This window comes from Nitrospirillum karajorum (assembly GCF_036348415.1).
GTDB classification, from domain to species: Bacteria; Pseudomonadota; Alphaproteobacteria; order Azospirillales; family Azospirillaceae; genus Nitrospirillum; species Nitrospirillum amazonense_B.
Window position 1 is genome coordinate 1,003,965 of record NZ_JAZBQB010000003.1, and the last position, 25,106, is coordinate 1,029,070.

Sequence of the window (25,106 nt, forward strand, 5' to 3'; positions counted from 1 at the left end):
ACGGCCCCCCTGGCCGCTGTCCCCTTCGTGAACGGACCATCCCATGCTTCCCCAAGAAATCATCCGCCAGAAGCGCGACGGCGGGCGCCTCAGCGCCGCCGACATCACCGATTTCGTGCGCGGCCTGACCGACGGCCGCGTCACCGAGGGCCAGGCCGCGGCCTTCGCCATGGCGGTCTATTTCCAGGGGCTGGAGATGGAGGAGCGTGTGGCCCTGACCCGCGCCATGACCCAGTCCGGCACGGTGATGGAATGGCGCTCGCAAGATCTGCCGGGCCCCATCCTGGACAAGCATTCCACCGGCGGCGTCGGCGACAAGGTCAGCCTGCTGCTGGCGCCTCTGGTGGCGGCCTGCGGCGGCTTCGTCCCCATGCTGTCCGGCCGGGGCCTGGGCCACACCGGCGGCACCTTCGACAAGATGGAAAGCATTCCCGGCTATGTCGTGCAGCCGGACCTGGGGACGTTGCGCCAGGTGGTGCGGGAGGTGGGCTGCGCCGTCATCGGCGCCACAGCCGACCTGGCCCCGGCCGACCGCCGCCTCTATTCCATCCGCGACGTGACCGCGACGGTGGAGAGCATCGACCTCATCACCGCCTCCATCCTGTCCAAGAAGCTGGCCGCCGGCCTGGACGGGCTGGTCATGGACGTGAAGTTCGGCAGCGGCGCCTTCATGGCGCAGTATGACAAGGCGGAAGCGCTGGCCCGCAGCATTGCCACCGTGGCGCGGGGCGCCGGACTGCCCACCGTGTCGCTGCTGACCGACATGAACGAGGTGCTGGGCACCACCGCCGGCAACGCGGTCGAGGTGGCGGAGTGCGTGGCCATCCTGAAGGGCGACGCGCCTGAATCCCGGCTGTGGGAGGTGACGCGCGACCTGACGGCGGAGTTGATCCTGCTGGGCGGCCTGGCCACCGACCTGACGGAGGCCCGCGCCAAGGTGGACCGGGCACTGGCCGACGGCAGCGCCGCCGACCGCTTCAGCCGCATGGTGGCGGCCCTGGGCGGCCCCGCCGACTTCCTGGAACGGTCGGAGGCCTACCTGGCGGCGGCCCCGGTGGTGCGCGACATCCATGCCGCCGAGGCCGGCACCGTCACCGCCATCGACACCCGCGCCGTGGGCATCGCCGTGGTGGCGCTGGGCGGCGGCCGCACCCGGCCACAGGATGGCGTGGACCACCGCGTGGGCTTCACCGCCATCGCGGGCCTGGGCGACCGGGTCGGCCCCGGCGGCCGGCCGCTGGCCCAGGTCCATGCCGCGACCGAGGCCGACGCGGAGGCCGCCGTGGCGGCCTTGGCGGCGGCCTACACCGTGGGCGGGGGCCCCGCCCGGCGCGGCCCGACGGTGGCGGATCGCATCACCGGCTGACCCAGGTTCGGGGGGCTGGCAGGGGCTATCCTTTCGGGGGGCGCCCCCTTTCTCACAGGCCGGCCTTCTCGCATTCATTGCATTATTGGGGGCGAGCGGCCATGATTCCGTGTCGTCGTTGGGCTGTCGGAATGACCGGCGCCCAGCGGCCCGTCACTGTCCCCCGCGCCTGCCGTCCGCCTCATGTCCCTTGACCTCAGCAAGATCCAGACCCTGCTGGTTGACGCCGACCTGAACACACGGCGCATCCTGCGCGCCATGCTGGCGCGCATGGGCATGGACAAGGTGACGGATCACGCCACCCTGGCGGAGGCCGCCGGCAGCCCCGCCACCATCGACCTGGTCATCCTGGACGCCGACCAGGCGGATGGCGCGGCGCTGCGCTGGATACACGCCATCCGCCACGGCCTGACGACGCTGAACCCCTTCGTCGGCGCCATCGTCATGACCTGGAACCCGACGCAGCAGATGCTGATCCGCTTCGCCAGTTCCGGCGCCGACGACATCCTGGTGAAGCCCTACTCGCCCAAGCAGGTGCAGGAGCGGCTGGTCAACCTGGTGGAGAATCGCAAGAAGTTCGTCGTCACCAGCGACTATATCGGCCCCGACCGGCGGCGGGCCCCCCGCGAGGGCCAGGTGATACAGCTGATCGACGTGCCCAATCCCCCCCGCCTGAAATGCACGGGCGAGTTCGACCGCGTGAACATCCATGAGCTGACCGCCCAGGCGGCCCGCGTCATCGACGCCGAGAAGGTGGTGCGCCACGGCTTCCAGGTCGCCTTCCTGGTGGAGTTCGCCCTGCCCGGCTTGTCGACCCAACCGCCGGAGAAGCGCGCCATGGACCACGCCCTGCGCGTGACCGCCGTACTGGAGGATCTGGAGCGGCGCCTGCCGCCGGGCGACTTGCGGGTGGAGGCCACGAACCACATCCGCCGCATGGAAACCCTGCTGGGCATCCTGAAGACCCGCCACACCCTGCCCCCCCATGAGCTGGAGCAGCTGCGCCAGGACGCCCATTCCCTGATGGGCCTGACCAGCCGCGTGGATGACGCGGAAAAGCGCATGAACGAGGTGCTGGCGGCCGTCGCCGGCTATCGCACCCGGTTGGACCAGCTGACCCTGGCCAAGAACGCGGCTGACGCGGCGCCGGCCACCGGTGCCGGTTGATGCCTGCGGCATAAGCCCACCGGCCACCGAGCCCATGGCTCCCCGGCGCCGCCCACGGTATGGTTGGCACCCCAGCCCACCACGGTACGCCCGCAGCCCATGGCCCCGCACGATCACGACTTTTCCAGCACTTCGCCGGCCTCAACCGCGCCGGCCCACGGCCATGACCACAGCCATGGCGCGGGGCATGATCATGGGCACGACCATGACGCCCACGGCTGTGCCGGGCATGACAACGGGCATGATCATCACGGGCACGATCATCACGGCCATGATCATGACGACCATGATCACGATCGTCACGGCCACGACCACCATGGACACAGCCATGGCCTGGGCGGGCATCACCATGCCGCACCGGCTGACGCCGGCACGGCCTTCGCCATCGGCATTGCCCTGAACCTGGCCTACGTCGGGGCGGAAGCGTTCTATGGATTCGTCAGCAACTCGCTGGCGCTGCTGGCGGACGCGGGGCACAACCTGTCGGACGTGCTGGGCCTGGCCGCCAGCTGGGTGGCGGTGATCCTGGCGCGGCGCCAGCCCTCCAGCCGCTATACCTATGGCCTGGGCGGCAGTTCCATCCTGGCGGCCCTGGCCAACGCCGTGGCCCTGCTGCTGGTCACCGGCGGTATCGCGTGGGAAGCCTTGCGCCGCTTCACCGAGCCCCAGCCCGCGTCACCCACCATCATGATGTGGGTCGCGGCCGGCGGCATCCTGGTCAATGGCGGCACCGCGCTGCTGTTCATGCGCGGCTCCCAGCATGACCTGAACCTGCGCAGCGCCTTCCTGCACCTGGCGTCTGACGCCCTGGTCACCCTGGGTGTGGTCATCGCCGGCGCCCTGATCCTATGGACGGGGTGGAGCTGGCTGGACCCGGTCATCAGCCTGGTGATCAGCGTGGTCATCGTGCTGGGTACCTGGTCGCTGCTGCGCGAATCGCTGAACTTGGCGCTGAACGCCGTGCCGGCCGGTGTGGACATCGCCGCGGTGCGCGCCTATCTGGCGGCCCTGCCGGGGGTGACGGAGGTGCACGACCTGCACGTCTGGGCGCTCAGCACCACCGACACGGCCCTGACCGCCCACCTGGTGCGCCCGGACAACGCGGACGGCGACCGCCTGCTGGCGGAAATCTGCCGCGACCTGAAGGCGCGCTTCCGCATCAGCCATGCGACGGTACAGGTGGAAACCGGCCTGGGCGAGCCCTGCGCGCTGGCACCGGACAGCGTGGTTTAATCTTCTTCTTTGTGGCACGACGCCTTGATCGTGCCCCCCGCTTCGCACAGCATGCCGGTGGAGGACTTGAAGTTGCCGCCGGCCACGCGCCGCATGCTGACGCCATTGCTGAACTGCACCCAGCTGCCGGCCCCCCAATGGGCGGTGATGCCGTTGGAGAAGGAAAGGTTGCCGTCCGGCAGCCGCGACACCACCACGCCGTTGTCGTAGTGGATGACGCCCTTCTCCTCCGTCGCCGACAGGCCATTGGTGCATTCCACCGCCTGGTCCTTCTGTTCGCAGAAGAACGGCTTCTTCCCGCCGGTCATCACCAGGGCGTAGACGGCGACCTCAAGGACGGTCATGGGGCCTCATGCGCGAAAAAGGGAAACGACGCGCCCATTGTCCGTCCTTCCCCGCATGCCGTCAATTTCACGCCCGCGTGGCCACGATGAACAGCCGGCGGAAGGGGAACAGGGTGCGGCCATCGGGACGGCGGGGATAGGCGGAGGCCAGCGCCGCGCGGTACCGCTCCGTGAAATCGGCCAGTTCAGCCCCCGTCAGCGTTTCCAGGACCGGCAGCATGGCCGTGGCCCGGGTCCATTCCAGCACCGGGTCGGGGCCGTCCAGCACGTGCAGATATTCCGTCTCCCACACATTCACGTGGGCGGCGGCCGGGGACAGCCAGTCATAATACTGGGCGGGATCGTGCACTGGCGCCTCTCTCAGCCGGCCCTCCAATACCGCCGCCCACGGCCCCTCCGCCGCCACCCGCCGCAGCAGCGTGTGGGAGGGGGAGGCGAAGTTGCGCGGCATCTGCACCGCCATCACGCCCCCCGGCGCCACCGCGTCGAACAGCCGGGGGAACAGCGCCTCATGCCCCTCCACCCATTGCAGGGCGGCGTTGGAGAACAGCAGATCGACCGGCGCCTTGGGGCGCCAATGGCGGATATCCCCCAGTTCCCAGGCGACGCGTGCGTCCAGCAGGGCGGCGCGGCCCAGCATGGCGGGGGAACTGTCGATGCCCGCCACCTCCGCCCCGGACCACCGGCTGGCCAGGGCCATGGTCAGCTTGCCGGGCCCACAGCCCAGATCGACCACGGTGGCGGGCTTGCACGGCGGCAGTGCGGCGATCAGGTCATGCCCGGGCCGGGCACGGGCCGCCTCGAACAAACCATACTGCGCTGGATCCCAAGCCATGGGCGGTCCCTCTCCTCCATGAGTCCTTACTTATACATAGGAGCGAATCGGGCGGTGCGCGAGGCTCAGGACCGATGACGGAGGGCGCGGATGAGCACCGGCGCCAGGGCCAGCAATGCCAGTGCCACCAGGGGGCCGCCCACTTCCGGCCGCAGCAGCAGCCCCGGGCCCGGTCGTTCGCCCGCCGCCAGCAGGGCCGGCAGGCGGGACCCAAGCAGGGCGTACAGGAACTGGGGTGGATAGGCGCCCAGCGCCGTGCCGGCCGCGAAGACGGGCAGGGGCATGCGAATCGCCGCCGCCAGCACGTTGATGGCGGAGAAGGGCATGACGGGCAGCAGGCGCAGGACCAGGATGACCGCCCAGGGTTGCCCCGCCATCGGCTTCAGCCAGCCCGGCAGCCTTGCTGCCAGCCCACCGGCGCCGGCGCGCCGCAACGCCAGGAAAACCAAGGTTCCGCCCAAGGTGCTGCCCGCCACCGACAGCAGGGCGCCCAGCGGCGCGCCGAACGCGTATCCGGCCCCCAGGCTGACCACCGTCGCCGCCGGCAGGGAGAAGGCGGCCACGCCCAAGGCCACGCTGAACACGGCCGCCGCCGCCCAGGCGGGATGCTGGTCAACCAGATCGGAGAGGTCGCGCAGGCGGCTGGCCAGGGCGTCCACCGTCAACCAATGGTGTCCACCGGCCGCCAACACCACAAGAAGCCCCGCCAGCAAAAGGCCAAGGGGCAGCAAACGCCGTATCAGAGAGACAGGTGTCCGTGATGGACGAGCCGCGTCCATGCTTTCATAATGGCGAGACGCCTTCTCTACAGGCAATGCGGCCATCCTTTCGACGAAGAACAGGCGCATTGACTCTGCGCCGGGCCGCCACTATACAACGCCCTTCCATTTTCCAGTTTTTTATCCGGAGTATCCGTCGTGAAGCGTACGTTCCAGCCGAGCAAGCTCGTGCGTGCCCGCCGCCATGGCTTCCGCGCCCGCATGGCCACCCCCGGCGGTCGCAAGGTTCTGGCCCGCCGTCGCGCCCAGGGCCGCAAGCGTCTGTCGGCCTAAGGCCGAAGATGGCGCCCCGGCGCGCAGCCGTGGTGGGGCGCCTCCTGAAACGGTCGGAGTTTCTGGCCGTTGCCGGGGCGCGCCGTAAATGGGCAACCCCCGGCCTGATTCTGCAAGCCCGTGCCCACGACGATCGCCAGCGGCCTGCCGCCGGCGACGTTTTGGTGCGCGTGGGCTTTACCGCCAGTAAAAAGGTCGGCAACGCCGTCAAGCGCAATCGCGCCCGGCGACGCCTTCGCGCAGCCGTGCGCGAGGTGCTGGCCCTGCATGGCAAGCCCAACAATGATTTCGTGGTGATCGCGCGCGGTGAGACCGTGACGCGGCGCTATGCCGATTTGTTGGCTGACCTGACCCTGGCCTTGAAAAAGCTGGGCGCCTGGACCGAGGGCGCCCAGGCTATTGCCATGCCCGCGGCCCCGCCGGCGCCCGCCGGACCGTCTTCGGACACCGCCCCCGGCGCCGCGTCATGAGCCCGCTGGCCCGCCTTCTTCGCCTTCCCATCCATGCCTACCGGCTGCTGCTGGCCCCGCTGCTGGGGCCGCGCTGCCGGTTCGAGCCCAGCTGTTCGGCCTATGCGCTGGAGGCCTTGGCCGTGCATGGGGGAATCAAGGGGGCGTGGCTGGCCGCCCGCCGCATCGCCCGCTGCCACCCCTGGGGTGGCGGGGGCTTCGATCCGGTGCCGCCGATGACGTCCGGCCCATCCGAATCGGCCCCATCGCGGCGTCATTCGCCTGACATCCATTGCTGCCATATGGACGGGGGCCGCGCGGCCCGTTAGGGTCCTGCCGCCGTCTGTTTCCAAAGATTGCCGCCATCGCCGGCCGGGGTCGTGTGGGAAGTGATTACATGAGCGATCAGAAGAACCTGTTCATTGCCTTGGGCCTGTCGGCCGCCATCTTGGTGGGTTTCCACTATTTCTACGAGGCGCCGCGCCAGCGGGCCCTGCAGGAGGCGCGGGCCAAGCAGGAAGCGGCGCAGGCCCTGGCGGCGCCCAATACCACCCCAGGGGCGGCGCCGGGTGCGGCCCCCACCGGGGCCCCGGGCGCCGTGGCCTCCGGCGGTGTGGCCGACGCCCTGCGTGACCGCGCCACCGTGCTGAGCGAGGGCCAGCGCGTCACCATCCGCACCCCGCGCCTGGCCGGCAGCCTGAACCTGCGCGGCGGCCGCTTCGACGATTTGAGCCTGCAGGACTATCGCGAGACGGTGGACAAGAGCAGCCCGGCCGTCACCCTGCTGTCGCCCAGCGGCGCCCCCGGCGCCTATTTCGCGGAATACGGCTGGACCGCCAACGGCGCCACCGTCCCCGGCCCCACCACCGAGTGGCAGGCCGACGGGACGGAACTGACGCCGGACCACCCGGTCACCCTGCGCTGGGACAACGGCCAGGGCCTGACGTTCGAGCGCAAGGTGGCGGTCGACGCCAACTTCATGTTCACCATCACCCAGAAGGTGACGAACAACGGCGCCGCCGCCGTCACCCTCTACCCTTACGCCCGCATCGCGCGGGCCAGCCACCCGACGCTGGTCGGTTCCTACATGCTGCATGAGGGCCCCATCGGCCTGATGGACGGCACGCTGAAGGAGATCAGCTACAAGGACGTCAGCGGCGAGACCTCCAAGTCCTTCGAGACCAAGGGCGGCTGGCTGGGCATCACCGACAAGTACTGGCTGGTCAGCCTGGTGCCGGACCAGGCCAAGAGCCTGACGGCCCACGTCACCCACCAGGAGAAGGGTGACCTCTACCAGACCGACTATGCCGAGCCGTCGGTGACGCTGGAGGCCGGGCAGAGCACCGAGGATACCGAGCGCCTGTTCGCCGGGGCCAAGGAGATGAAGCTGCTGGACAGCTACCAGGATGACCAGCACATCCCGCTGTTCAACCGGGCCATCGACTTCGGCCACCTGTGGTTCCTGACCATGCCGTTCTCGCTGGCGCTGGATTTCTTCGGCCGCCTGCTGGGCAACTTCGGCCTGGGCATCATGCTGTTCACCATCTGCCTGCGCACGCTGATGTTCCCGCTGGCGCAGAAGCAGTTCCGCAGCGCCGCCAAGATGAAGAAGCTGCAGCCGCAGGTGGAGGCCATCCGCAAGCGCGCCGGCGACGACAAGCAGAAGGCGTCCATCGAGATGATGGCGCTGTACAAGAAGGAAGGCGCCAACCCCATGACGGGCTGCCTGCCCGTCCTGGTCCAGATGCCGATCTTCTGGTCGCTGTACAAGGTGCTGTCGGTCACCATCGAAATGCGGCACGCGCCCTTCTTCGGTTGGATCCATGACCTGTCGGCGCCCGATCCGACCAGCCTGTTCAACCTGTTCGGGCTGCTGCCCTTCACCCCGCCGGCCTTCCTGCACCTGGGCGTCTGGCCCATCCTGCTGGGCTGCACCATGTTCCTGCTGCAGAAGATGACGCCCACCCCGGGCATGGACCCGACGCAGCAGAAGGTGATGATGACCATGCCCCTGGTTTTCACCTGGATGATGGGCTCCCTGCCCGCCGGCCTGGTGATCTACTATGTGTGGTCCAACCTGTTCAGCGTGACGCAGCAGTACGTGCTGATGCGCCGCATGGGTGTGAAGCCAACTTAAAGAGTGCCCTCAAGCGCCGGGCGCCGGTATCCGCCGGCTTGGCTTCCTCGCTCCGCCCCCCGTTACACTAACTGGGGGTGCTCGCTCCGGCGGACGCGGTCGCGTCCTACAACGGCATGCGGCGTGGCCGCACGTCGTTGGTGCAAGAGGTGTTTTCATACCGCCGGGGGCATGGGACAAGGTTCCATGCCCCCGCGCCATTTCAAGCAAGTGAGAGAGTCCGGCCCATGGCCATCCAGCTGCCCCCCCTGCCCGCCCTGACCCCCATCTCGCCCGAGGCGCTGGAGCAGGGGCGCCTGCTGTTCGCCAAGGAGTGCGAGTTCAAGTGGGGCGCCTCGGCCAAGGACAACCTGCCGCCGCAGGGCCTGCCGGAGGTGGCCTTCGCCGGCCGGTCCAACGTGGGCAAGTCCAGCCTGGTGAACGCCCTGACCGGCCGCAAGACCTTGGCCCGCACCTCCCACACCCCAGGCCGGACGCAGCAACTGAACTTCTTCGACCTGGGTGACCGGCTGTCACTGGTGGACATGCCGGGCTACGGCTACGCCAAGGAGAGCAAGGACAAGGTGGAGGCGTGGAACGAGTTCGTGCGCGCCTACCTCAAGGGCCGGGTGACCCTGCGCCGCTGCTGCCTGCTGATCGACAGCCGCCATGGCTTCAAGCCCATCGACATGGAGGTCATGGGCATGCTGGACAACGCCGCCGTGGTCTACCAGGTGGTGCTGACCAAGACCGACAAGCTGACCCGCCAGGCCCTGAACCACGTGCACGCCGCCACCCAGGCCGCGATCAAGAAGCATCCCGCCGCCCATCCCGAGGTGCTGTTCACCAGCAGCGAGACGGGCCAGGGCGTGCCGGAACTGCGGGCCAGCCTGGCGGCTTTAGCGAATCCGTAACAGGCGTCGGGGCGTCCGCCCCGCTATGCTCGGGACCATCGCCGCACCGGCCGACAGGGGGATTGCCCCGGGGCCGGGTCGGGTATAGATACGAACCGCCCTTCCATCCCGTGACACGGATCCCGAGCCGATGACCGCTGCCACCGCCGCTTCCTCCTCCCTGGCCGCCTCGCGTGAGGATTGGTTGGGCAAGGCCACCACCCTGTCGGAAGCGCTGCCCTACATGCGCCGCTATGCCGGCCAGACCTTCGTCGTGAAGTATGGCGGCCACGCCATGGGCGACGAGCGCCTGGGCGAGATGTTCGCCCGCGACATCGTGTTGCTGAAGCAGGTGGGCATCAACCCCATCGTCGTGCACGGCGGCGGGCCGCAGATCGGCCAGATGCTGGACCGGCTGAAGATCAAGTCCGAGTTCATCGACGGCCTGCGCGTCACCGACAAGGAAACGGTGGAGATCGTCGAGATGGTGCTGTCCGGCTCCATCAACAAGCAGCTGGTGCAGCTGATCAATGACCAGGGCGGCCAAGCCATCGGCATGTCCGGCAAGGACGGCAACCTGATCGAGGCCCGCAAGGTCATGCGCACCAAGCGCGACCCCGACAGCAACATCGAGCGGGTGCTGGACCTGGGCTTCGTGGGTGACCCCTTCAACGTCAACCCGGGCATGATCCGCCGTATCCAGGACGCCGGCCTGATCCCCGTGATCGCCCCCATCGGCTTCGGCCCGCATGGCGAGACGTTCAACATCAACGCCGACACCGCCGCCGGCGCCGTGGCCGCCGCCGTGAACGCCAAGCGCCTGCTGCTGCTGACCGACGTGGCCGGCGTGCTGACCAAGGACAAGACCCTGATCCCCGAGCTGTCGGTGGAGCAGGCCAAGGCCCTGATCGCCGACGGCACCGCCAGCGGCGGCATGATCCCCAAGATCGAGACCTGCATCCAGGCGGTGGAAAAGGGTGTCGACGCCTCCGTCATCCTGGACGGCCGCGTGCCCCACGCCATCCTCATGGAAATCTTCACCGAGGGCGGCGCCGGCACCCTGATCGGCCACAAGTAAGCGCCGACTTCGGTCCAAAACGCGAAACGCCGGGCGGAGCGATCCACCCGGCGTTTTTTCTTATCATCGTTAATTCCGGAGCCCACCTTCCAGGCCTGGAGCCGGATGGATATAGCCCAGCGTCGCCGAAATGTTCGCGGCGGCGACCTGCAGCAGCCGCTGGGCTGTTTCAAAATCGACCTTTTGCGATCCATCGATCAAGGCCAGAAACGGGATGGTCAGGGCGCCGACGACGTCCCCATCGAAGCCGAAGACGGGATAACTGATATCGGTCACCCCGTGGGTGATCGGGCTTTTGCGGTGATCGAAGCCATCCCGTCGGATGGCATCCAAACGCTCGGCCAGCCAGGCGCGGTCAGCGGGCCCGCCTTGAACCACCTCGGCATCGGCGATGATACGATCGGCGCGATCCGATTTGGAAAAGGCCAGGATCACCTGACCGGAGCAACTTCTCACCATGTCGATGGCCGCGCCGAGCCGCAGCGAAAAACCCCGCGCACCAGGGTTTTCCTCGCGCGCGATAACCAGCCCTTCGCCGCCATTGGGAACGACAAAGTGGCACGACTGCCCCGTCTCGATCGCCAACTGGCGCATTTCGGGCAGCGCCGCATGCATGAGATTCTGCGCCGGGGTGGCCCGGTAGGCGAGGTCGAGCAGCTTGTACGCCACCGTGTAGCGATCCGATTTCGCCGACTTCTGCAGATAGCCCAACTGCTCCATCACGATGACCACGCGGAATAGCTCACCGACGGACCGGTTGAGTTGAGCCGCCATTTCGCTGACCAGTGCCCCGTCGCGCCGAGTCGCCAACATCTCAAGGATTTCAAACGCCTTTTCTATGGCAGGCGCGGCATAGGTGCCTTTAGGGCCGGCTCGGTTCATGTCGTCTCCCTTGATTGCCAACGCGGGCTGGTTGGCATCCCCGTTCCATGATCGATCCGCCTTGCGGGGGTGTTCGTCAAGCCGGTGCATCGCCCCGGGCAGCCCTCCGATTAATGCACAGGTGCGATCTCCTCAAAGTTCTAATTGCATATATGATAATTGGATCGTACTGGTGAAAACACCGAAGCAAAAAACGATCTGGGAGGTTGCGCATGTCGCGCCGACGCCGTTCATCAGGACTGATTACGCTGTTGCTAGGCTTGCCGCTGCCGCTGGCCCTGATCTGGTCAGCCCCGGCCATCGCGCAAACGACCGATGCGCCGCCGCCAACCCAAGGCCCGGCCACCACCACGGGCGCCACCACCCCGGCCGAGCAGGATGGCCTGGAGGAGATCGTCGTCACGGGCGTCCGCGCGAGTTTGAAATCGGCGGAAGCCATCAAGCGCGACGCGCCGGAAATCGTCGATTCCATCGTCGCCGAAGACATCGGCAAGCTTCCCGACCGCAATGTCGCCGAAGCGTTGCAGCGGGTCGCCGGCATTCAAATCCAGCGCAATTACGGTGAAGGCAGCTCGGTGGCCATCCGGGGCTTGACCCAGGTGCGAACCGAACTGAATGGCCGCGATATTTTCACCGCCGGCGGTGTCGACCTTCTGAATCTGGAAGACGTCCCGGCTGAATTGCTGGCGGGCATCGACGTCTACAAGAATCCGTCGGCCGAACAGATCGAAGGGCAACTCAGCGGCGTCATCAACTTCCGCACGCGCAAGCCCTTCGACTTCGACGGCTTCAAATTCGCCGGCGGGATCACCGGCAACTATTATGACCTAGCCGACAAGACAGGGCCATCCGGGTCGGTGCTGATGAGCGATCGCTGGAATACGGGCATCGGCGAAATCGGCGTGCTGGCCGACATCGCCTACCAGAAGGACTATTTCCGCGATGACCAGATCACGACAGAGCCGTTTTACACGCTGAATCAAAGCCGCAATGCCGACGGCAGCTTCGTCAACCCGTCGGACGCGGCGGCGGCGGCGGCCATGGGCCGGTCGGGCCAGCTCACGACCATTCCGCACGGCGGCGGTCTGAACAAAAATTACGGCAACCGGCAGCGCTTCGGCACGGACGTCGCCCTGCAGTGGAAACCCACGGACACGGTGGATATCACGGGCGAGGTGCTGCGCAACAACTACAAATTCAACATCCGCGGTAACGCCTTCTTCGCCACCACCGGGGATGGGCCGATCACGCCGCTGCCGGGCGCCGACTTCAAATTCGCCAGCAACGGCGATTTCATCAGCGGCACCTGGGAAGACGTTCCGCTGGGGTCCTACGCCAGCCTGACCACGCGCGATTCGACCACGACCGACTATTCCCTCAAGGCGCATTGGACACCGACGTCGAACCTGGAGATCACGGCGGATGGCCAATACATCCGGTCGGACACCAGCCAGAGCAATTTCATCGTTCTCACCAATGGCCCGAACACCGTCTTTCACCAAAACGTATCGGGTGACGTGGCCTCGTTCTCCACCATCCCAGCCAGCCAGACGACCAATGCCGCGCTTTATTCCAACAACGGGTTCCTCGACGACTTCTCCAATTCCGTGGGGGAGGAAAAAGCGGCCGACTTGACGTCAAGTACAGCTTCGACACCGGCATTTTGAAGTCACTGCGGGCCGGGGTCCGCTACACGGACAGGACGAACTCGACCCGCGATACCGGCTATCGGTATTCGAGCATCAACGGCCGGGGCGCACTTGAGAATTACGACCTGACCGATATTTTCCGCGGTGACGCGGATGTGTTCCGCAGCGTGGTCACCTTCCCGCTGGAGACCATCGGCAATTACACCAACACGCTGGCCGCCTTCGGGATTAACGGCGCGCCGCCCTTCCTGCCCAGCGGCTCGAACGCGCAGAGCCAGCAGACCTATGCGGAATATGGGGCGGCCTATTTCGACGCCAGCCCACTGTCGATCCCGCTGGACGGCAATATCGGCGTGCGGATCGTCCAGACCAACCTGGGCGTCTCGGGCTATTATCAGCAGGTGCCGCAGATCGCACAGCCGGATGGGTCGACGGCGACCGGCGCCCCCCAATACGCCGCCATCGCGTTCCAGGACTCCTACACCAAGTTCCTGCCCAGCCTGAACCTGCGCTATCACCTGACGGATGCCCTGCAGCTCCGCCTGGCGGCATCGACCAACCTGGCGGCCCCGACCTTCTCCCAGCTGAATCCCAGCCTGACGCTGACCGAGCCGGGGCCCTCGCAACATGCCGAGATCCATACGGCCACCGGCGGCAACCCGTTGCTCAAGCCGATGACTTCCCGCAACCTCGACGCCTCGCTGGAATGGTATTTCTCGGACCATGAATATGTCTCGGTCGCGGGCTTCTACAAGAAGATCAACGGATACATCCAGACCGCGATCACGCCGCGCGACATCACCTTCCCGGATGGGAAGACGTACACCTACCAGGTCACGTCCTATACCAACGCGGCGGATGCCGAGGTGAAGGGGGCCGAGTTCTCGTTCCAGCAGTTCTTCGATTTCCTGCCCGCGCCACTGGACGGCTTGGGACTTCAGGCGAACTTCACCTATGTCGACTCCCAGGCGCCCAGCCCGGCCACGTCGGGCCCCGTCACCAACGTGCCGCTCGAACTGCTGTCAAAGTATAGCTACAACCTGATCGGGATTTACGAGAAGGGCCCGCTGTCGGTTCGGCTTGCGTACAATTGGCGCAGCAAGTTCGTCGAGACGACGGCGGGCGTCGGCACCGGCAACCTGCCGATCTTCGACCAGCCCTACGGTCAGCTCGACGGCTCGCTGACCTATCAGGTGACCCAGAATTTCTCGCTGGGCGTGGATGCGCGCAACATCAATAATGCGCTCAAAATGTCGTATTTCGGCATCGAGACGCGGCCGCGAACCGCGACCATCTCGGACAGGCGTTTCAGCGTCACGGCCCGCGTCACCTACTGACGGGTCACCCACCGTCAGGCATATGAAACGCCCGTACGACCCATGGAAGACATACGCCGGGTGGAGCGATCCACCCGGCGTTTTCGTTTGGGACGGAATGGATCAGGCGGTCGTCACTGGCTCCAGAACGACGCCTTGCGGCCATGGTCCTTGCGCAGGCGCAAGACATACGTGGTGTGGTTGTCCAGGTCCTCATAGGTCTCGATGCGCGGCGCGAGGGCGCCGAGACGGGCCAGATAGCGGGCACCATGGCCGTAAGCGGCCGAGACACCGCGCCCCAGGATGTCGTCCAGCAGCACGCGGTAGAGAACAGTCGCCGCCAGGGGGAACACGTCCTCCAGTGCCGCCGACGCCTCGGACAGCACGTCGTAGTAGGCGCCCCTCCACTCGCCGCGCCTGGCAAAGACCAGGCTGGCCGCCAGGTCAAGGCGGGGCCAGCGGATGAAAAAGTCCAGCCCCGTGTGCGGGTCCTTGCTGGCGGCGACGACGGCGAACGCCCGATCCAACTCATCGAATTCCTGGAAGTCATCCAGTTTTTCGATGTAATCGCGCAGCAGGCTGGCGTCCAACGTGGCCTCGAACCCCCGCCAGCGCAGCGCCTGGGCGGCGGCGCGATCCTTCATGGCGTCCAGGATCCTGGCTTCCAGCCGAATCTTGTCGGGGTGGCCCCCTCGGCGCGGCAGGGTGCCGGCCATCAGTTCAGCGGTGGTCGCCACGATCAGCCGGTTGGGCTTGTCCTCGGTGCGGACCCAGCGCAGCGCGTCCTCATACCGGCCCGCCGCCAGCAAGCGCTCAGCCAGGCGCATGGGATTCTGACGCCAGGACGGCAACCGCGTCTCCAGCGCCATCACCGCGTCCATGTCGCCCCGGGCTTCGGCCAGGGCCTGGCGCACCTCTATGGGCGCCGACCGGTCGCTGCCCGCCTTGGCCAGCGCCCTGTCCCAATCCTGGCGCTGGGGGTCGGACAGCAGGGGCGCCAGCGCCAGGGCGACGCGCAGGAACAAGGAATAATCGTCCGTTTCCAACGCAGGGGTCAGCCACTCGGCGATCTGCGCCCGTTCCACCGGCTTCAGCCGCTCCAGCAACCCATGGGCCAACTCCGTCGCCTCCCAATAGAGGTTACCCATGCGTCCACCGGAATCAGCGGTACGCTCCAGCACATCCTGCTGCGTCCCCAGGAATCGCAACAGGCGGTTGACCGCGGCAAAGGCATCCGCCGGCCCCAATTCCTTGACGATGGTGTCCACGGTCGCCTGAAGGTCGGCGACGAAGGCCTTTTCCTTTTCCCAGGGAATCAAAGACTGCGCCCGCTCCAGCGCGCTCAAGCGGCGATCGATCAGCTTGGCCACCGCGTCCGGTCCCTTAAGGGCTGCCAGGGCCGCATTCACCCGCTTGCGGAACGGGGCGCTGTCGGCCGCCTCATCCAGGATGATCTGCGCCAGTTTCTCCGGCCCCAGGGCGATCAGGGCCTCTACGGACAAGGCGGGTTTACGCGCCATCACTCAACCCCGAAAAATTCCAGCTGCCACTTCATCTCATCGTCGGTCATGGGGTATTTGGTGCCCTCACGCGCGTTCAGCACGTTGGACGGGGGGATTTGGGCCAGGCGCATCTGCACCTGGCGGGCGGCGCGCATGGTCAGCTTGGCCTTCCAGCACAACGCGGTGACCCCGCGCGGGCTCTGGCCGGCGATGATCTTGTCCACGATGGGCAGGGGCAGGCCGGACAAGAGCGCCAGGGCGGCGATGACGAAGCCCCGGTCGCCCTGGCCCAGGGCCATGGTCACCGTATCCTCCGTCAGCTTCTTTTCCTTGTGCAGGCGGCGGGCGCGGTCGACCGGCCGCTCCTTGGGCGTCTCTTCCTCATCCACCAGACCGTTGCCAATCCCGGTGCCGGCCTTGGCGGCGGGCAGGCGCTGGCGCACGGCCTGGGTGATGGCTTGGCGGGTTTCCGGCGGCAGGTCGCTGCGGCTTTCCAGCACCTTCACCAGGCTGTCGGTGACGAAGCCGGCGATGCGGGCCGCCGCCGCCGCCGGCAGATGGGGCCGGCGCACCAGGGGGGCGTGCCAGGGTTCATGCTTGGGCGCGAGATCCAGGATGCGGTCCAGAGTCTCTTCCCGGATCTGGGCGCTGGCGTTGCCCAGCAGGCTGGCCACCGCCGCCTCACGCTCCGTCTGCACGATGGCGTCGGACACGGCGACGCTGACGTCGGCGCGTTCGGCGATGGCGCACAGCCGGTCATCCTCCGGCGCGCCGGCGATGATCTCCAACAGGTCGTCGTCGGTCAGGATGGGAGAATGGCGCAGGACGGGGCCGGAAATGCTGGCGTCCAGGTCGCGGGCCAGTTGCTGGATGACCGTGGGCGGGGCGTTGGGCAGGTCCTTCAGCGCTGCGACCATGACACCCCGCACCGCCGCCGCGCGATCGCGGGCCAGCGTTTCCAGGATCTGCAGGGTCATGCGCTCGATCTGCCCTACCCGGTCGGCGGACAGCGAGGGCACCAGGGCCGCGATCTTAGAGGCCAGGCCGCTGCGCACGCTCTCATCCACGTCGGTGGACAGCAGCATGTCCGCCTGGCGGGGCGTGGCGTTGTTCAGCGCGATCTCGCGCCGCACGTCGGCGCTCTTGTCCGTCGCCAGCAGGTACAGGATTTCCGGCTGGGTTTCGGCGCGGGAGGCGACGAAACGCCGATCGGCGGTGTCGCCGGTGGCCAGCTTCTTGGCGGTATCGTAGTCCAGTCCGCCCATCACAGATCCTTTTCCCTGGGTTCACCGGGTTCCCCGAGAGCCTCTTTCCCGGTGTCGTCACTATAGGCCGGCGCCAGGGTGCGGTGGCCCTTGCCCAGGCGCTTGGCGGCGTACATGCCCTGGTCGCCGCGATCCACCAGGCTTTGCGCCAGTTCACCCCCGCCGCCCCGGTGGACGGCCACGCCCACCGACACGCCCAGCGGCTTTTCCGGCCCGGCCGACAGCGGGCGCAGGAATTCCGCCGCCTCGCGCAGCAGACGGTCGGCCACGGACAGGGCCTGGTCCCCGTCCACCCGGTCCACCCACAGCACGAATTCGTCACCGCCCAGGCGGCCCGCCAGGTCGCCCGGCCGCGCCATGCGGCGCAGCAGGTCGCCCACGGCGCGCAGCACGTCGTCACCGGCGGTGTGGCCGCGCAGGTCGTTCACCGCCTTGAAATTGTCGAGGTCGAAATACAGCAGGGCGGAGGAGCCGCCGGTCTTGGCGCCCAGGCGCTGCCCCAGCAGTTCCATGACGGTGCGGCGGTTATAGAGGCCGGTGAGCCCGTCCCGCTCCGACAGGGTCTTCAGCCGTTCCTGGTAGCGGGCCTGGGCGATGGCGGCCCCGACATGGTCGGCGATGGTGCGGACCATGGACAGGTCGTCCGCCGACCAGCCGCTGGCTTTGGCGTCCTCACCGCCGGTGCCCGCCGCCGTATTGGTGTCAGCGGTGGGGCGCCAGACCAGGACGGCGCCATTGACCTCATGCCGGAACAGGGTGCGGGCGGCCAGCACGTCATAACCCGCCGCCGTAACCGTCACCGGCCCCTCGCTGCCGGCGGCGCGCTGGGGTAGGCCGGCCAGGACCGTCTCCAACTCCGGCGGGATGCGCTCCTCCGCGCCCACCGGGGTGCCGACGGGCGTGTAATCGGTGGTGCCCACCGTGCGGGCGCGCAGCGCGGAACCGGCGGCGCCGGTGGCGTTCACCGCCACGCCGGCAGCGATCTCCAGCGTGCGGGCGGGATCGACGTCATCGCGGGTGGAGGAGACGATATAGCCCAGATACTGCTCGCGCAGCCGCACCTGGGCCAGTTCCATGGCCCGCAGCCGGGCATCGGTGATGTCACGGCACGCGCCCCGCGCGCCAGCCCACCGGCCGTCCGGCCCCGTCAGCGGCAGGGCGGAGGAGATGAGGCAGGCCGGGCGGCCATCCGCCGCGCGCAGCCAGACCTCCACCCGCTCGATGGCGTCCCGCGCCTCGAACGGGGACAGGCCGTCGTCGAATTCCGGCAGCAGGAAGTCGTTGGGATGGCGGCCCACCAGGTCATCCGGGCGATAGCCGATGGCCCCAGCGGGAGAGACGAAGGCGAACCTTCCGTCCGGCCCGGTTTCCCAGGCGAAGTCGCTGGAGATCTCCACCAGGTCCTTGTACCGCTGACGCGATTCGGTCAGCGCCTGGCGCAGGCGCCGCTCCAGGGTGGCCATGCGCCCCAGCAACAGGTAGCGGGGCTGGCCGTTCCCGTCCGACCCGTCCGCCTGGGGCGGCAGGGCTAGGGGCGTCCACTCCACCACCTCCTGGTCCGGCAGGGGGCTGGAATGGGTGCCCGGCTGCAAGCCGCCGCCATCGGCCACCCAGCGGGACAGCAGGTCCAGCCAACCGTCATCCCGGGTCAGAAGCTGGGCACCGGCTGGGTTTGCGCCGGTGACGGCGCCGGCGGCGTCCATGGCCAGGCCAGGCCCGGCCCAGCCCATGAGCAACGCCTGGCTGTCCACCTCGCGCCCCGCGGACCGGTCATCATGCATATCGGAACCCATGCCCGCGCCTCGCGCCCCAAGCCGTCCGGCTTCCCTCGTGGAAGCCAAGCCTATCAGACCAAAGGAGTAGCCTACTCAACCGGTGGCGGCAACCAGCCCGGACGGGCACCCAGGGCCGCATTGGGGGACTGCATCGGGATAGGGTCCCCGCGCGGTTGGGCCGTTCCGCGTCTTGCCGCGAACCGGCGCCGGGCCCATGTTGGGGGCATGATGACCGACACAGCCGCCCCCGCCGCTCTCGCCCCCACTGCCCCGGGAAGCCCGTTCGCCCAGATCGACACCTGGATCTTCGACCTGGACAACACGCTGTACCCGGCGGCGTGCGACCTGTTCGCCCAGGTCGATGTGCGCATTGGCGCCTACATCGCCCAGGCCCTGGGCCTGGATGCCGAGGCCGCCCGGCGGCTGCAGAAGGATTATTTCCGTCAATACGGCACCAGCCTGCGTGGCCTGATGCTGAACCACGGGGTGCAGCCGGGGCCCTTCCTGGACTATGTCCACGACATCGACGTCAGCGCCATCCTGCCGCAGCCGGCCATGGCCGAAAGCCTGGCGGCCCTGCCGGGGCGCAAGATCATCTACACCAACGGGTCGGCCGGCCATGCGGAGAACGTGATGCGCCGCCTGGGCGTGGCCGACCAGTTCCACGCCGTGTTCGACATCGTGGCGGCGGACTACACCCCCAAACCGGATGCCCAGCCCTACACCACCCTGGTGCAGCGCCACGGCATTGACCCCACCCGCGCCGTGATGGTGGAGGATATCGCCCGCAACCTGGAACCGGCGCGGGCGCTGGGCATGGCCACCGTGCTGGTGGAGACGAACTCGCCTTTTTCCCTGCCCAATCCCGAGGCTCCGCCGGCGGCACTGCCCTATGTGCAGCACCGCATCACCGACGTGCCCGCCTGGCTGGCCCAGGTGGTGGCCGATCTGGACCAGGGGCGGTGAGCGCCCCCACGCAACAATATGTCCGGGAGAGCCTGCTAAAGTAGGATCTGGCTTGTGGCCGCGGGACGTTGACAGGGGGCGAAGCCGCCCGCCATTGTCCCCCGCCCCCATCGCCCCACCTTCAAAGTCGCCGCCAAGGCGCCCTCCGGACGACGCCCCATGACCGCTTTCACCGACCTGCAAAGCCATATCGAGCAAGCGTGGGAAACCCACGACACCCTGAACGCCAGCACCCACGGCGCCATCCGCGACGCGGTGGATGAGGCGCTGTCGGCCCTGGACCGGGGCGACCTGCGGGTGGCGGAGAAGGTGGACGGCGCCTGGGTGGTGAATCAGTGGCTGAAGAAGGCGGTGCTGCTGTCCTTCCGCCTGACCGACAGCGCGCCGGTGCCCGGCGCCCCGGGCGGCAGCACCTGGTTCGACAAGGTGCCGACCAAGTTCGAGGGCTGGGACGATGCCCGCTTCCGCGCCGCCGGCTTCCGCGCCGTGCCGGGCGCCATCGTGCGCCGCAGCGCCTACATCGCCCCGGGCGTGGTGCTGATGCCCAGCTTCGTCAACATCGGCGCCCGCGTGGGCAAGGGCACCATGGTCGACACCTGGGCCACGGTCGGCTCCTGCGCCCAGATCGGCGCCAACGTCCACCTCTCGGGCGGTGTCGGCATCGGCGGCGTGCTGGAGCCGCTGCAGGCCGGCCCGGTGATCATCGAGGACAACTGCTTCATCGGCGCGCGGTCCGAGGTGGTCGAGGGCGTGGTGGTCGAGGAGGGCGCCGTCCTGTCCATGGGCGTCTACATCGGCGCCAGCACCAAGATCGTCGACCGCACCACGGGTGAGGTGTTCGTGGGCCGCGTGCCCGCCTATTCCGTCGTCGTGCCCGGCAGCCTGCCCGGCAAGCCCCTGCCCGACGGCACCCCCGGCCCCAGCCTGTACTGCGCCGTCATCGTCAAGCGCGTGGACGAGCAGACCCGGGCCAAGACCTCGATCAACGACCTGCTGCGGGACTGATCCCCATGGCCAACGCCTCCCCCACGCCCCCGAACGCCGCGCTGGACCCCACGGATCCGGTGGCGCTGACCCAGGCGCTGATCCGCTGCGCCAGCGTCACGCCGGCCGACGCCGGCGCGCTGGGGGTGCTGGAGGGGGTGCTGGCACCCCTGGGCTTCACCTGCCACCGCCTGACCTTCACCGAGGACGGGACGGCGCCGGTGGAAAACCTGTACGCCCGCCTGGGCGACGCGGGCCCCAACTTCTGTTTCGCCGGCCATACCGACGTGGTGCCGGTGGGGGATGAGGCGGCGTGGACCGTGCCGCCCTTCGCGGGGGAGATCATCGAGGACCGGCTGTTCGGCCGGGGCGCGTCGGACATGAAGGGGGCCATCGCCGCCTTCATCGCCGCCGTGGCCCGGCACAGGGCCGCCGGACTGCCCATGGCCGGCAGCCTCAGCCTGCTGATCACCGGGGATGAGGAAGGCCCGTCCATCAACGGCACGCGCAAGGTGCTGGGCTGGCTGGCGGAACGGGGCGAGAACCTGGACGCCTGCCTGGTGGGGGAACCGACCAACCCGCAGCGCCTGGGCCAGATGATGAAGATCGGCCGGCGTGGCAGCATCACCTTCACCCTCACCAGCCTGGGTGCCCAAGGCCACGTGGCCTATCCCCACTTGGCCGACAACCCGCTGCCCCGCCTGGCCCAGGCCCTGGCCCGCCTGTCGGGGGAGCCGCTGGACCAGGGCACGCCCCATTTCCAGCCAAGCAGCCTGCAGATCACCACCATCGACGTGGGCAACCCCACCACCAACATCATCCCGGCCAAGGGCACGGCGGTGCTCAACATCCGCTTCAACGACCTGCACAGCCCCGCCAGCCTGGAGGCCCACGTGCGCGGCGTCCTGGCCGAGGTGGGCGGCGCCTGGGATGTGAAGGTCGCGGTCAGCGGCGACGCCTTCCTGACCCCGCCGGGGCAGCTCAGCGCCATCGTTGCGCAGGCGGTTCAATCCGTGACGGGACTGGAGCCCGAGCTGAGCACCAGTGGCGGCACCTCCGACGCCCGCTTCATCAAGAACCACTGCCCGGTGGTGGAGTTCGGTGGCGTGGGCGCCAGCATGCACAAGGTCGATGAGCATATCGCCGTGGACGATCTGACCCGCCTGACCGACATCTACGCCCGCGTGCTGGTCGACTGGTTCGCCGCCCAGGGCGTGGGTCAGGCCCCGGGCGCCACCGCGTGATGGGCGAGCTGGGCCGCAGCCTGGCCGGCGCCCTGCGCCTGGCCTTCCTGGATAAGACGGCCGCCGACCGCTTCCCCGCGGACCGGGCCGGCGCCCTGCGCAGTTTCTGGGCCATGCTGATCCTGCTGCCGGGACTGGCGGCACTGGACACGGTGGACCGCTGGATGGGCCACCCTATAGTGCTTGTTGGGGAAGCGCCGACAAGCACACCGATGGTTCCCCTGACACAGGCCATCCTGTCCCTGCTCCTGGCCTACATCATCGGTACCCTGGCCTATTTCCTTATGGTCGAGCGCCTCCTGCATCTGCAGGGCAACGCCGCCGTGTTCCCCCGCCTCGTCGCCGGCCTCAACTGGAGCGGGGTCGTCGCCCTGATTGTCGTCCTTCCGCTGGCCGCCCTGGCCCATACCGGCTGGCTGTCCACGCCCATGGCGCTGGCCATCGTATGGGTGACCTATTTCTGGAACCTGTTTTACGAGGCTTATGTCGCCCGCGCCATCTTGGGAACGGGTTGGATCACCGCCGCCGGCTTCGTCATGCTGGACGTCATCACCACGGAACTGGCCTTCGCCCTGGTGCGCGGCCCCCTCATGGCGGCGGTGGGTTAGGGCGCGCTACTCATACCATGCTTCGGTGAAGTAGAGCCCGTCGGGCGGCGCCGTCTGGCCGGCGGCGGCGCGGTCGCGCGCCTCCAGCGCCCGGGTCACGTCGTCGGGCGTCCACTTGCCCTCGCCCACCAGGCGCAGGGTGCCGATCATGTTGCGGATTTGGTGGTGCAGGAAGGACCGGGCGCGGGCCACCATGTGGATCTCCTGCCCCACCCGGCTCACCGTCAATAGGCTCAGCGTCTTCACCGGGCTCTTGGCCTGGCAGATGCTGGCGCGAAAGCTGGTGAAGTCATGGTTGCCCACCAGGCGCTGGGCGCCTTCGTTCATAGCGTCGGCGTCCAGGGCCGTGGGGATGTGCCAGGCGCGGCCGATGTCCAGCGCCAGCGGCGCCCGGCGGTTGACGATGCGGTAGAGATAGGCGCGGCCCTTGCAGGACAGGCGGGCGTGGAAGTCGTCGTCCACCGCCTCCACCGTCACCACGGCCACCGGCTCGGGCCGCAGGTGGAAGTTCAGGGCGTCGCGCACCGTGTCGGCCTTGGTCGGCTTTTCCAGGTCGAAATGGCAGACCTGGCCCAGGGCATGGACGCCGGCGTCGGTGCGGCCGGCGGCATGCACCCGCACCACCTCGCCCGAGAAGCGCCGGATGGCCTCTTCCAGGCAGGCCTGGACGGAGGGGCCATGCGGCTGCAGCTGCCAGCCCTGATAGGGCCGGCCATCATATTCGACGGTGAGTTTCCAGCGCGGCATGGGGGTCAGACGGTGGCGATGGGCGTGCCCACCTGGTGCGGGAAGCCGCGCAAGAAGGCCGCCCCCTCTACCGGGCCCTTGCCCGGACGCTGCACGGTGGTGAGGCGCAGGGCGCCCTCGCCGCAGGCCACGGTCAGATCGGCGCCCAGCAAGGTGCCGGGAGCGCCGGAACCCGCGACAGGTTCAGCCGCCAGCACCTTGATCTTTTCAACCGTACCACCCTCAAGGGCCGCCTCGAACCAGGTGCCGGGCCAGGGGGTCAGCGCCCGCACCTGGCGGTCCAGCTCGGCCGCCGGTTTGGTGAAGTCCAGCAGCCCTTCCTCCTTGGCCAGCTTGGCGGCGTAGGTCACGCCCGCTTCCGGCTGAACCGTGGCGGGCAGGTCGCCGGCGGCCAGGCGGTCCAGCGCCGTGACGATCAGGCGCGCGCCCATGGATGACAAGCCGTCGTGCAACTGGCTGGCGGTCATGCGCGGGGTGATCGCGATGCGCTCCTCCAGCAGCATGGGGCCGGTGTCGAGGCCCGCCTCCATCTGCATGATGGTGACACCGCTCTCGGCATCGCCGGCCAGGATGGCGCGCTGGATGGGCGCGGCGCCGCGCCAGCGGGGTAGCAGCGAGGCGTGGATGTTGAGGCAGCCCAGGCGCGGCGCGTCCAGCACCGCCTGCGGCAGGATCAGGCCATAGGCGACCACCACCGCGACATCCAGGTTCAGCTCCCGGAACTCCGCCTGGGCCTGCTCGTTGCGCAGGGTTCGCGGCGTGCGCACGGGGATGCCCAACGCCGCCGCTCGCGCGTGCACCGGCGTCAGCTGCTCCTTGTGCCCGCGCCCGGCGGGGCGGGGCGGCTGGCTGTAGACACAGGCGACCTCATGCCCGGCCGCGACCAGGGCGTCCAGCACCGGAACGGAAAAGTCGGGCGTGCCCATGAAGGCTAGGCGCAGGCGGGTCATGGCGACCTCCAACCAAAAAGTGAACCAGGCCTGCGACCGCAGGCCCCGGAGATTTCTGGGGAGCGTAGCGGACTGGAAATCGAGGATAGCCAAGCGGCCGGACGGCCGCGCCCGGCGCCTGAGGGAACAGCGTCAGCGAGACGCCTTGGTCACCTTGCGCATGATCATGTTGCGCTTCAGGGAGGACAGGTGGTCGATGAACAGCACACCGTTCAGATGGTCGACCTCATGCTGGATGCAGCGGGCCAACAGGTCGTCGCAGTCACGCTCCTGCACACTGCCGTCGCGGTCGACATAGCGCACACGGATTTGCTTGGGCCGCACCACGTCGGCGTAGATCTCGGGGATGGAAAGGCAGCCCTCGTTGTGCACGCAGGTCTCATCCGACAGCCACAGCAGCTCCGGATTGGCCATGGCGATGGGTTCCTTGGCGCCTTCCTTATGCTCGGACACGTCCACCACGATGATGCGCTCCAGCAGGCCGATCTGCGGGGCGGCCAGGCCGATGCCGGGGGCCTTGTACATGGTCTCCAGCATGTCATCCATCAGCTTCACCACCCGGCCATCGACATTGGCGATGGGGGCGCACTTCTTCTTAAGGCGGGCGTCGGGAACGGTGAGGATGGGCAGGAGGGCCATGGGTGTCGTGTCCAGGTCAAGCGGCGCCAAGTTGGGCGGCAAATGA

The 25,106-nt window shown here is 68.2% G+C and carries 25 protein-coding genes; 15 read left to right on the top strand and 10 right to left on the bottom strand.

All coding sequences use genetic code 11. The annotated features are described in order from the left end of the window. The first annotated feature begins 43 nt into the window (after positions 1-43). The 3 genes from deoA to UCD39_RS18215 all read left to right on the top strand — a co-directional run bounded on the left by deoA (position 44) and on the right by UCD39_RS18215 (position 3,766). Positions 44-1,366 (top strand): thymidine phosphorylase, encoded by a 1,323-nt coding sequence (deoA, locus tag UCD39_RS18205; protein ID WP_330497286.1) that lies wholly within the window; start codon positions 44-46, stop codon positions 1,364-1,366. 183 nt (positions 1,367-1,549) lie between these two features. Continuing rightward, positions 1,550-2,533 (top strand): response regulator, encoded by a 984-nt coding sequence (locus UCD39_RS18210; RefSeq protein ID WP_330497287.1) that lies wholly within the window; start codon positions 1,550-1,552, stop codon positions 2,531-2,533. A 99-nt stretch (positions 2,534-2,632) separates the two neighbouring features. Beyond that, the gene (locus UCD39_RS18215; protein WP_330497288.1) at positions 2,633-3,766 is read left to right on the top strand and encodes a cation diffusion facilitator family transporter; all 1,134 of its coding nucleotides are present in this window, start codon (positions 2,633-2,635) and stop codon (positions 3,764-3,766) included. On the opposite strand, the gene UCD39_RS18220 is transcribed toward UCD39_RS18215, so the two are convergent. From UCD39_RS18220 to UCD39_RS18230, 3 genes are all read right to left on the bottom strand, one after another. Then, positions 3,763-4,110, bottom strand: a complete 348-nt coding sequence (locus tag UCD39_RS18220) for a hypothetical protein (RefSeq protein WP_330497289.1) — start codon at positions 4,108-4,110, stop codon at positions 3,763-3,765. The two genes, UCD39_RS18215 and UCD39_RS18220, sit on opposite strands and share 4 nt — an antisense overlap. Positions 4,111-4,177: 67 nt before the next feature. Continuing rightward, positions 4,178-4,945, bottom strand: coding sequence for a methyltransferase domain-containing protein (locus UCD39_RS18225; RefSeq protein WP_330497290.1), 768 nt, complete (start codon positions 4,943-4,945; stop codon positions 4,178-4,180). Between the two features lie 65 nt (positions 4,946-5,010). After that, complete coding sequence (locus UCD39_RS18230) at positions 5,011-5,604, bottom strand: TVP38/TMEM64 family protein (protein ID WP_330498482.1); 594 nt, start codon at positions 5,602-5,604, stop codon at positions 5,011-5,013. 258 nt (positions 5,605-5,862) lie between these two features. On the opposite strand from UCD39_RS18230, the gene rpmH reads away from it, so the two are divergent. From rpmH to argB, 6 genes are all read left to right on the top strand, one after another. Further along, on the top strand, positions 5,863-5,997 hold the full coding sequence (gene rpmH / locus UCD39_RS18235) for a 50S ribosomal protein L34 (protein WP_044558639.1): 135 nt from the start codon (positions 5,863-5,865) through the stop codon (positions 5,995-5,997). An 8-nt stretch (positions 5,998-6,005) separates the two neighbouring features. Then, a complete protein-coding gene (gene rnpA, locus UCD39_RS18240) occupies positions 6,006-6,467 on the top strand; it encodes a ribonuclease P protein component (RefSeq protein WP_330497291.1) in 462 nt (153 codons plus the stop codon). Next, positions 6,464-6,775: a membrane protein insertion efficiency factor YidD gene (yidD, locus tag UCD39_RS18245; protein WP_330497292.1), complete on the top strand. Its 312-nt coding sequence runs from the start codon at positions 6,464-6,466 to the stop codon at positions 6,773-6,775. Before rnpA ends, yidD begins: the two co-directional genes overlap by 4 nt. 68 nt (positions 6,776-6,843) lie before the next feature. After that, the gene (gene yidC / locus UCD39_RS18250) at positions 6,844-8,583 is read left to right on the top strand and encodes a membrane protein insertase YidC (protein ID WP_330497293.1); all 1,740 of its coding nucleotides are present in this window, start codon (positions 6,844-6,846) and stop codon (positions 8,581-8,583) included. Between the two features lie 227 nt (positions 8,584-8,810). Then, positions 8,811-9,476: a ribosome biogenesis GTP-binding protein YihA/YsxC gene (gene yihA, locus UCD39_RS18255; RefSeq protein WP_145610552.1), complete on the top strand. Its 666-nt coding sequence runs from the start codon at positions 8,811-8,813 to the stop codon at positions 9,474-9,476. Positions 9,477-9,606: 130 nt separating this feature from the next. After that, entirely contained in the window at positions 9,607-10,533 is a 927-nt protein-coding gene (argB, locus tag UCD39_RS18260; protein ID WP_330497294.1) for an acetylglutamate kinase, read from the top strand. A 69-nt stretch (positions 10,534-10,602) separates the two neighbouring features. Here the strand turns inward: argB and UCD39_RS18265 are convergent, their stop codons facing one another. Continuing rightward, positions 10,603-11,505, bottom strand: a complete 903-nt coding sequence (locus tag UCD39_RS18265; protein ID WP_330497295.1) for an IclR family transcriptional regulator — start codon at positions 11,503-11,505, stop codon at positions 10,603-10,605. Positions 11,506-11,627: 122 nt separating this feature from the next. On the opposite strand from UCD39_RS18265, the gene UCD39_RS18270 reads away from it, so the two are divergent. Both UCD39_RS18270 and UCD39_RS18275 read left to right on the top strand, forming a co-directional pair. Continuing rightward, the gene (locus tag UCD39_RS18270; RefSeq protein WP_330497296.1) at positions 11,628-13,082 is read left to right on the top strand and encodes a TonB-dependent receptor plug domain-containing protein; all 1,455 of its coding nucleotides are present in this window, start codon (positions 11,628-11,630) and stop codon (positions 13,080-13,082) included. After that, the gene (locus UCD39_RS18275; protein ID WP_330497297.1) at positions 13,079-14,401 is read left to right on the top strand and encodes a TonB-dependent receptor; all 1,323 of its coding nucleotides are present in this window, start codon (positions 13,079-13,081) and stop codon (positions 14,399-14,401) included. Before UCD39_RS18270 ends, UCD39_RS18275 begins: the two co-directional genes overlap by 4 nt. A 113-nt stretch (positions 14,402-14,514) precedes the next feature. Here UCD39_RS18275 and UCD39_RS18280 read toward each other — a convergent pair whose 3' ends face one another. The 3 genes from UCD39_RS18280 to UCD39_RS18290 are packed head-to-tail and all read right to left on the bottom strand — an operon-like array spanning position 14,515 to position 18,940. Further along, positions 14,515-15,900, bottom strand: a complete 1,386-nt coding sequence (locus UCD39_RS18280; protein WP_330497298.1) for a DUF6880 family protein — start codon at positions 15,898-15,900, stop codon at positions 14,515-14,517. Next, entirely contained in the window at positions 15,900-17,147 is a 1,248-nt protein-coding gene (locus UCD39_RS18285; RefSeq protein ID WP_330497299.1) for a DUF2336 domain-containing protein, read from the bottom strand. The genes UCD39_RS18280 and UCD39_RS18285 overlap by 1 nt, the downstream gene beginning before the upstream one ends. After that, the gene (locus tag UCD39_RS18290) at positions 17,147-18,940 is read right to left on the bottom strand and encodes a sensor domain-containing diguanylate cyclase (RefSeq protein WP_330497300.1); all 1,794 of its coding nucleotides are present in this window, start codon (positions 18,938-18,940) and stop codon (positions 17,147-17,149) included. Before UCD39_RS18290 ends, UCD39_RS18285 begins: the two co-directional genes overlap by 1 nt. A gap of 207 nt (positions 18,941-19,147) precedes the next feature. On the opposite strand from UCD39_RS18290, the gene UCD39_RS18295 reads away from it, so the two are divergent. From UCD39_RS18295 to UCD39_RS18310, 4 genes are all read left to right on the top strand, one after another. Then, on the top strand, positions 19,148-19,888 hold the full coding sequence (locus tag UCD39_RS18295) for a pyrimidine 5'-nucleotidase (RefSeq protein WP_330497301.1): 741 nt from the start codon (positions 19,148-19,150) through the stop codon (positions 19,886-19,888). 159 nt (positions 19,889-20,047) lie between these two features. Next, complete coding sequence (dapD, locus tag UCD39_RS18300) at positions 20,048-20,893, top strand: 2,3,4,5-tetrahydropyridine-2,6-dicarboxylate N-succinyltransferase (protein ID WP_330497302.1); 846 nt, start codon at positions 20,048-20,050, stop codon at positions 20,891-20,893. Positions 20,894-20,898: 5 nt separating this feature from the next. Next, positions 20,899-22,116: a succinyl-diaminopimelate desuccinylase gene (dapE, locus tag UCD39_RS18305; RefSeq protein ID WP_330497303.1), complete on the top strand. Its 1,218-nt coding sequence runs from the start codon at positions 20,899-20,901 to the stop codon at positions 22,114-22,116. Then, entirely contained in the window at positions 22,113-22,724 is a 612-nt protein-coding gene (locus UCD39_RS18310) for a hypothetical protein (protein ID WP_330497304.1), read from the top strand. The genes dapE and UCD39_RS18310 overlap by 4 nt, the downstream gene beginning before the upstream one ends. Positions 22,725-22,730: 6 nt before the next feature. Here the strand turns inward: UCD39_RS18310 and truA are convergent, their stop codons facing one another. From truA to def, 3 genes are all read right to left on the bottom strand, one after another. Beyond that, positions 22,731-23,471: a tRNA pseudouridine(38-40) synthase TruA gene (gene truA, locus UCD39_RS18315; protein ID WP_330497305.1), complete on the bottom strand. Its 741-nt coding sequence runs from the start codon at positions 23,469-23,471 to the stop codon at positions 22,731-22,733. 5 nt (positions 23,472-23,476) lie between these two features. Further along, entirely contained in the window at positions 23,477-24,421 is a 945-nt protein-coding gene (gene fmt / locus UCD39_RS18320; RefSeq protein ID WP_330497306.1) for a methionyl-tRNA formyltransferase, read from the bottom strand. A 132-nt stretch (positions 24,422-24,553) separates the two neighbouring features. Beyond that, complete coding sequence (gene def / locus UCD39_RS18325) at positions 24,554-25,060, bottom strand: peptide deformylase (RefSeq protein ID WP_330497307.1); 507 nt, start codon at positions 25,058-25,060, stop codon at positions 24,554-24,556. Between the last annotated feature and the right edge of the window lie 46 nt (positions 25,061-25,106).